The 1,705-nt window shown below is 35.5% G+C and carries 1 protein-coding gene and 1 pseudogene; one reads left to right on the forward strand and one right to left on the reverse strand.

The window, feature by feature from the left end:
* Nucleotides 1–396: 396 nt before the first annotated feature.
* Nucleotides 397–648: pseudogene (locus G322_RS0119155) on the forward strand (phytanoyl-CoA dioxygenase family protein); the annotation flags it as partial.
* A 107-nt stretch (nt 649–755) separates the two neighbouring features.
* Here the strand turns inward: G322_RS0119155 and G322_RS0119160 are convergent.
* Nucleotides 756–1,502, reverse strand: a complete 747-nt coding sequence (locus G322_RS0119160) for a substrate-binding periplasmic protein (RefSeq protein WP_022943269.1) — start codon at nt 1,500–1,502, stop codon at nt 756–758.
* Between the last annotated feature and the right edge of the window lie 203 nt (nt 1,503–1,705).

Below are 1,705 nucleotides of genomic sequence, written 5' to 3' on the forward strand. Positions count from 1 at the left end.
TATTTTCATTGTTATTTCCTTTTATTTGACTTGAAAATAACATAACTGAGATCAGAAATTAGATGAAGGTGTGGTTGCCCTGACGCTTACAATATATCTGGTCTAGCTATCACAGTAATGCATTAGGCAAGCAATCTCGCTTATGTACACCACATCCTTTGTCTTTGTCGTTTGGAAAATATTCACAAGAGATTCAAGCCACGTACCGAGCGCTGTTACTCATTAAATGGAGAGTACATACGAGCAAGTGTAAACCGCGGAATGGTTATTGGCAGTGTTAAATTTAAGGAAGAGATTGAGATGCTAACAGATCGATGCATGCATCCTAAAAAAAGGTCGCCCAATCCGATGGCGAAATAGGAAAGTTTAAATTTAACCTGACCCCATTTATTCAGTAAGAAAATACCGTTAACGGTAGACAACTTGTTAGTTTTTTCGGCTGATATGATCCACCGTGGTTTATATACATTGGACAGATTAGCTTTAGATATTTTAGTGTTTTATTCGGCGGGTGATTTTGTTGACTATGTTGATGACGATTGTTTACCGGATATTTCAATGCGGGAAAAAATTGATGATCCAAGGTTATTTATGCAGACTATTGAATTAAAATCGAAGGTAATGACGCGCACATTTAAGGAAACATAACCTGCTTTACCGTATTTATCATTCGATGAGTAGTGATACATGGAAAATATGAATTTATCCCCGTAATGGCAAAGGTTCGATGTTTAGTTTAAAAGTTATTTGTGACATTACTGGATGTAATGGTCGTATATTTCTTGATACAGGCCCTGTTTTTTTATGTGGCGTAAACCAAAATCAAAATCATCTCGTATATTATAATCTCTAAAAACAGGGCGATAGTCATCAGCGTTAACTTCAGTAAATTTATGTTTGTCGATATCCTCAGATGGAATGTTTTCTAAAAACTCCAACTTATTAACAAAGTATTTATAAATATGGTGATCACTTAATACAACATCATAATGGCCTGAAGTAAGTAACTTTATTTGCTTCAGTTGGCTACTAACGCCGTAAAATCGTTTCTCATTTTTTACTTTTTTTAGCCATTGTGGATAACGTTTTTCTGCCCCCTGAAATGAAACGACAGTTAGGTTATCTAAATCTTTGGGCTTTTTTATGACCAACTTGTTTTTCTTTAACGTAATAAAAACATTATTATAAATTACTGCAGGGTTGGCATAAGCGCCACCAAAGGTGGATAGATCCGTCCCCATGTCTCCCATCACCGCATCGACACTGTTATTTCGAAATGCCCACGGAATACGACCAAGAGGAAAATATTTCGGAATAAGTAGATGTCCCTTAACGGCTAACGCCGCTGAAATTATATCTATTTCAATACCTCTATTCTGTTCTTGGAAAATATATGGGGGTATATCTAAACTAAAAGCCATGACCACGTCACTGGCTTTTGTCATTGTTATGAGCATACTTAAAGTGACTAAAAGTAAGAGTTTTTTAGCATTTACTACCATAGTTAAATTCCGTTTAAAAGGCATGATTCATATGTATGACGTTTCCAGAAAAATCAGTAAACCACATTGACGCTAGCTCTTAATGTATCAAAGGAACTTTAATTAAAACCTTAGATTCAACTCCGAAGTGCATAACTTAGATTAGTTGGAAAAGTAGTCAGTTGAATATATGATCACTACTTTTCCTCCGACAAGAGATGCAA

It is taken from the genome of Psychromonas hadalis ATCC BAA-638, from assembly GCF_000420245.1.
GTDB lineage: Bacteria > Pseudomonadota > Gammaproteobacteria > Enterobacterales > Psychromonadaceae > Psychromonas > Psychromonas hadalis.

Coding starts and splice junctions, on each gene's coding strand:
- G322_RS0119160 (WP_022943269.1), bottom strand. CDS start 1,502: ATGGTAGTAAATGCTAAAAAACTCTTACTTTTAGTCACTTTAAGTATG.